Source organism: Streptomyces sp. rh34 (genome assembly GCF_002551245.1).
Classification (GTDB): domain Bacteria; phylum Actinomycetota; class Actinomycetes; order Streptomycetales; family Streptomycetaceae; genus Streptomyces.
In genome coordinates, this window is the sequence record NZ_NTGZ01000364.1 from 1 (window position 1) to 5,691 (window position 5,691).

General features: G+C 73.9%; 6 protein-coding genes. 1 reads left to right on the forward strand and 5 read right to left on the reverse strand.

Annotation, left to right across the window (positions count from 1 at the left end; all coding sequences use genetic code 11):
• On the reverse strand, positions 1-364 hold a 364-nt coding region (locus tag CR470_RS35205; RefSeq protein WP_257139025.1), incomplete at its 3' end, for an ABATE domain-containing protein.
• A gap of 146 nt (positions 365-510) precedes the next feature.
• Here CR470_RS35205 and CR470_RS35210 point away from each other — a divergent pair.
• Positions 511-1,167 (forward strand): GNAT family N-acetyltransferase, encoded by a 657-nt coding sequence (locus CR470_RS35210; protein WP_097871571.1) that lies wholly within the window; start codon positions 511-513, stop codon positions 1,165-1,167.
• Here CR470_RS35210 and CR470_RS35215 read toward each other — a convergent pair.
• The 4 genes from CR470_RS35215 to CR470_RS35230 form a co-directional block, all read right to left on the reverse strand.
• Positions 1,100-1,663, reverse strand: a complete 564-nt coding sequence (locus tag CR470_RS35215) for a GNAT family N-acetyltransferase (RefSeq protein ID WP_097871573.1) — start codon at positions 1,661-1,663, stop codon at positions 1,100-1,102. The two genes, CR470_RS35210 and CR470_RS35215, sit on opposite strands and share 68 nt — an antisense overlap.
• A gap of 32 nt (positions 1,664-1,695) precedes the next feature.
• Positions 1,696-2,838: a uroporphyrinogen-III synthase gene (locus tag CR470_RS35220; protein WP_097871575.1), complete on the reverse strand. Its 1,143-nt coding sequence runs from the start codon at positions 2,836-2,838 to the stop codon at positions 1,696-1,698.
• Positions 2,839-2,990: 152 nt separating this feature from the next.
• Positions 2,991-4,322: a nitrate/nitrite transporter gene (locus CR470_RS35225; protein WP_097871577.1), complete on the reverse strand. Its 1,332-nt coding sequence runs from the start codon at positions 4,320-4,322 to the stop codon at positions 2,991-2,993.
• Positions 4,323-4,471: 149 nt separating this feature from the next.
• Positions 4,472-5,443 (reverse strand): LysR family transcriptional regulator, encoded by a 972-nt coding sequence (locus CR470_RS35230; protein WP_097871580.1) that lies wholly within the window; start codon positions 5,441-5,443, stop codon positions 4,472-4,474.
• Positions 5,444-5,691: the final 248 nt, after the last annotated feature.

Below are 5,691 nucleotides of genomic sequence, written 5' to 3' on the forward strand. Positions count from 1 at the left end.
GTGTCCGCACCAGGCCGCCGTCCGCGCCGCGCACCGCGCGGGGCCCCGGAGGCGCCCCGGACGCGAGGGAGTTGACCCGCTCCAGCGGCCCGTCGGCCTCGGGCCCGCCGAGCTGAGCCGCCATCAGGCGGCCGATGGCGCTGCGGAGTTCGTGGAAGCGGGCCACCCAGGTGTCGTCCAGTTCCGCCAGCACGGTGCCCGGCGGGACGAGCCGGGCGTCGACCAGCCACCGGGCCAGACGCACGGGTCCGTCGAGCTGCTCGCAGGTCCCGGGCACCCCGCCCGCGTGTTCCGTGGCCACCAGATCGAGGCAGATCCGGCCCGCGTCGAACCGCCACATCCGCGTACCCCTGCCCGCTGCCATGCTCCTGTCACCGCCTTGGTCACCGGTGGAACGGCCACCCCCCAGAGTGCCCCTGTCGGGGCCCGGCCGTAACCCCCGCCGCCGTCCCGGTGCGGGACCCCGCCCCCGTACCGTGGGCGGTCATGGAACACGAGAGGGAGACGCCCATGGACCACCGCGACGGGGGCAGCCTGCCCGGCCCCGGCGGCCTGCGGCTGCGCCGGTGGCGCGAGGAGGACCTGCCCGCGCTGCTGGAGGCGTACGAGGATCCGGCGATGCGGCGGTGGCTGGCCACCCAGGTCTCCGGAGCGGACGGGGCGGCCGACTGGCTGGAGGCGCAGCGTACGGGGTGGGCGACGGGCACCCGCTTCGCCTTCGCCGTGACGGAAGCCGTGACGGAAGCCGAGACGGCCACCGGGCGGGACGGCCGGCAGGGCGGCGAACCGCTCGGCAACATCGTCCTGAAGCGGCCGGATCCGCACAACGGCTGTGCGGAGGTGGGCTATTGGACGACCGCCGCGGCGCGTGGCCGCGGCGTGGCGTCACGGGCGCTGACGGTGCTGACCGACTGGGCGTTCACGAGCTTCGCCGAACAGGGCCTCGCCAGGCTGGAGTTGCTTCACCAGGTGGACAACGGGGCCTCGTGCCGGGTGGCGGAGAAGTGCGGATACGCGCTGGCGCGGGTGCTCCCGGCACTGCCGCCCGACTATCCGCTGGACGGCCATGTGCACGTGCGCGAGGCGCCCGCGGCGGCGCTCAGCCGGCCGGCGGGTCATCGTGCAGAAGCCGCTGGAACAGGTGGTGGTCGCGCCAGCGGCCGTTGATGTGCAGATAGCCCGGCGCGGTGCCGATCTGCTCGAACCCGGCCTTGGCGAGCACTCGTTGGGACGGGGCGTTGTCGGTGACGGTCGCCGCCTCGACGCGGTGCAGACCCAGCCGGTCGCGGGCGGCGGCGCAGACCGCGTCGACGGCGGCGGTGGCGAGACCGCGTCCGACGTGGTCCGCGTCGACCCAGTAGCCGAGGCGGGCGTTGCGGTACGGGCCCCGCTCGACGCCGGAGAGCGTGAAGGCGCCGATCACCCGGCCCTCGTCGTCCGCGAGCGCCCAGGGCATGGACCGCCCCGCGTCCCGGTCGGCCAGCAGCGCGGTGAGCCGGGCGGCCTGGCCCTCGACGGTGTAGAAGGACTCGGGGCGTACGGGTTCCCAGCGGCGCATGTGGGCGCGGTTGCGGGTGAGGGCCGTGGCGAAGGAGGACGCGTCGGTGATCGCGACGGGGCGGAAGGCCACGTCCGGGGCGATGCGGTGGAGGTGATCGGTCATCCGCCCACGCTAGCGGTGCCGCTCCGGGCTCCTCAGCGGCCGTACTTCGTGTCCGCCGACGGGTCCAGCGCCAGCCGGTAGCCGCGCTTGACGACCGTCTGGATCAGCCGGGGCACGCCCAGCGCCGACCGCAACCGGGCCATCGCCGTCTCCACCGCGTGCTCGTCGGTGCCGCTGCCGGGCAGGACCCGCAGCAGGTCGGCGCGGGCCACCACCCAGCCGGGGCGGCGGGCCAGCGCCCGCAGGAGGGCCATGCCCGCGGGCGGCACCGTGCGCAACGCGTCGTCGACGAGGACGGCGTGGCCCCGGATCTCGACCCGGTGGCCGGCGACGGGCAGGACGCGGGCGGCGAGAGGGAGCCGGGCGCACATCAGCTGGACGAGGGGGCCGAGCCGGAAGCGCTCCGGCTGGAGGGTTTCGATCCCCCGGTCCTGGAGCGGGAGGGCGGTGACCGGTCCGACGCAGGCGACCAGCACGTCGTCGCGCAGGGCGCCGAGGATCTCCGGGAGCAGTCCGCGGGTCTCGGCACGGCCCAGGAACGAGGCGGCGGCGGGGGCGCTGGTGAAGGTGATCGCGTCCAGGCCCCGGGCGGCCGTGACGTCGAGCATCCGGTCGAGCGGGGCGATGTCCTGCGGGGGCATCCAGCGGTAGACGGGGACGACGACGACCTCGGCGCCCGCGGCCGTCAGGGACTCGACGAAGCCGGGCAGCGGTTCGCCGTGCAGCTGGAGGGCGATCCGGCGGCCGGCGACGCCTTCGGCGAGGAGCCGGTCGAGGACCTCGGCCATCGATTCGGACCCGGGCGACCAGGTCTCGGTCAGCCCGGCGGCCCGGATGGCGCCCTTGACCTTGGGGCCCCGGGCGAGGAGTTCGACCCCGCTCAGCGTCTTCAGCAGGGCGTCGCCGACGCCCCAGCCGTCGGCCGCCTCGATCCAGCCGCGGAAGCCAATCGCCGTGGTGGCGACCGCCACGTCGGGGGCGTGGCCGATCAGCTCCTCGGTGGCGGCGAGGAGTTCGCTGTCGTCGGCGAGCTGCACGATCCGCAGGGCGGGAGCGTGCAGGACGGCGGCCCCGCGGCGTTCGAGGAGGGTGGCGAGCTCCTCGGCGCGACGGGCGGCGGTCACGCCGACGGTGAAGCCCGCGAGGGGGCCGTGCGTTGTGTCGTCGTCCTGCATGGCGTGGTCCCGGCTCCTGTGTTTCCCGCTGGTGCGCGATGTGCGCGGGCCCGAGCCTGTCAACGATGCGTGACAGGCTCGGTTCCCCCGTATTTCCCGGCCGTTACGTCGTACGACGCCGGGTGGTCGTCCTGTGACCCCGGTGACCGGCCTCATACCTCCGCGTAGCCGAGCTGGGCCCGCGTGGGCACGGACGCGGGCCGGCGAAGGTATACCGCCCAGGTGAGGGCGAAACACACTCCGTAGAAGGCGAGGAAGGACCAGAAGGCCGCGGTTCCGGTTCCGGCGGCCTGGAAGGACTGGCGGAAGGCGAGGTTGATGGCTAGGCCGCCGAGCGCGCCGACGGCCCCGATGAGGCCCATGGCCGCGCCGGAGAGCCGCCGTCCCTGGGCGGCGGCCGCCTCCCCGTCGAGCCCCCTGGCGAGGGCCTTGGCGTGGAAGATGCCGGGGATCATCTTGTACGTCGATCCGTTGCCGAGGCCCGTCAGGACGAACAGGGCGGTGAAGCCGGTGAGGAAGACGGGCAGCGAGGCGGTCCCCGATGCCTGGATGACGACGCCGGTGGCGGCGGCCATCGCGGCGAAGGTGGCCAGGGTGATGCGCGCGCCGCCGAACCGGTCGGCGAGCCGGCCGCCGACGGGCCGGATCAGGGAGCCCAGCAGCGGGCCGATGAAGGTGAGCGAGGCGGCCTGGAGCGGGGTCCGGCCGAACTGGATCTGGAGCACCAGGCCGAACGCGAAGCTGTAGCCGATGAACGAACCGAAGGTGCCGATGTAGAGGACCGACATGATCCAGGTGTGCGGGTCCCGGACGGCTTCCAGCGCGGCCCCGGTGTCGTTCTTCACGGGCCGGAGGTTGTCCATGTACAGGGCGGCGCAGACGCCGGCCAGGACGATCAGCGGGACGTACACGCCGAGGACGATCCGGGGGTGCGAGGCCCCCAGCGTGCCGATGACGAGCAGGCCGACGAGCTGGACGACGGGGACGCCGATGTTGCCGCCGCCCGCGTTCAGGCCGAGCGCCCAGCCCTTCCTCCGCAGCGGGAAGAAGGCGTTGATGTTGGTCATCGACGAGGCGAAGTTGCCGCCGCCGATCCCGGTGAGCGCCGCCACCGCGACGAAGGTGGCGTACGAGGTCCCGGGCTCCATCACCCAGAACGCGGCCAGGGTCGGGACGAGCAGGCTCACCGCGCTGAAGACCGTCCAGTTGCGGCCGCCGAACCGGGCGACGGCGAAGGTGTACGGCACCCGCACCAGCGCGCCGACGAGGGTGGCGGTCGAGATGAGGAAGAACTTCCCGGCCGGGTCGATGCCGTACTCCGGTCCCATGAACAGGACCATCACCGACCACAGGGTCCAGATGGAGAATCCGATGTGCTCGGAGAGCACGGAGAACCACAGGTTGCGGCGGGCGACGCGTTCGCCCTTCTCCCGCCAGAAGGTCTCGTCCTCCGGCTCCCAGGTCTCGATCCAACGGCCTGCCATCACGCGCCTCCACAAGGGGTCGGGGTGTTGTCCCCGACAATAGGGAGCCCGCGTTTTCGGCGTGGTGCCGCGAGGTGACCGGTGCGCAACCTCGCTCTCACCGGGCGGTTCCCGGCCCGGTGAGACGCGGTGCCCGCGACCGCCCGCGATCAGGAACGGTTCCGCATCAGTGACCGATCACCCTCGGGAAGCCATGAGCCGGCCGGGGGGACCATCCACCCCTCGGCAAGCGCCAACCGGTCGGCGGCGCTCCGCAACGCGTCCACGCCGGGGTGGTTCAGACCCTTGCGCCAGACCAGCGCCAGCGGTGAAAGCGGAACCGGGTCGACGAGCGGCCGCACCACCGTTCCGGGCAGCGGCGGAAAGTCGACGACGGCGAGCACGGGGTAACCCCCCTTCGACATGACCCGCTGAAATTCGGCCACCCCCACGGCCAGCGGAACGGGCGGGGCCATGGTGACGCCCCACTCGGCGAACAACAGCGCGGCGAGGTCGGTCCACTCCCGTGTCCGCTCGTTGCCGGCCCCCGCGTAGACGGTCTCTCCGGACAGCTCTGCCAGGGCGACGGCCTCCCGTGCGGCGAGGGGGTGGGAGACGGGCAGCATCACGGCCATCGGCTCGTACCGCACGGGGTGCACGGAGAGTCCCGCGCGCACCGCGGGGGCCAGCCCGGCGGCCCGGCCGAAGGAGGCGTCGAGCCGGCCGGCCAGGATCTCGGCGGCGGCCCAGGTGAGACCGGACTCGAAGCGTGCCATCAGCTCGCACTCCGGCAGCAGTTCGCGGGCCCGCGCCAGCACCCGGGCGGCGGCCGTCCCGTCGCTGTTCAGGTCGACGAGCAGCGGCCGGGCCGGCGCACCGCTGAAGGCCTCGGCCAGTTCGGCGTGCGCGTCGAGGACCCGGCGGGCGGGCGCCAGCAGGCGTTCGCCGTCCGGGGTGAGCGTGACCTGCCGGGTCGTGCGGACGAACAGCTCGGCGCCCAGCTCGCGCTCCAGCCGCCGGATGTCCCGGCTCAGCGCCTGCTGCGCGACGAAGAGGCGGGCGGCGGCGCGGGTGAAGTGCAGTTCGTCGGCGACGGCGAGGAAGGCGCGCAGGAGACGGGGGTCGGTGTCGGCGGGGGGCACACCGCGAATCTACCGCGCGGGACACCATTCACAACACGGACGCGTGAATCGGTGCGGAGCAGGTGTTGGACCCGGGCGGCGGAGCACGGCCAGCCTGGTCGTATGCCGATATCCCCCGCCGCCGGCCCGGAGTCCGCGCCCCGGCCCGCACCATCCCGCCTTGTCGCCCCTCCCCGGTCCGCCCCGGCCGCCCGCCCGGTCGCCTCCCGCCGGCCCCTCCCCGCCGCCTCTGTCTCTTATACACATCT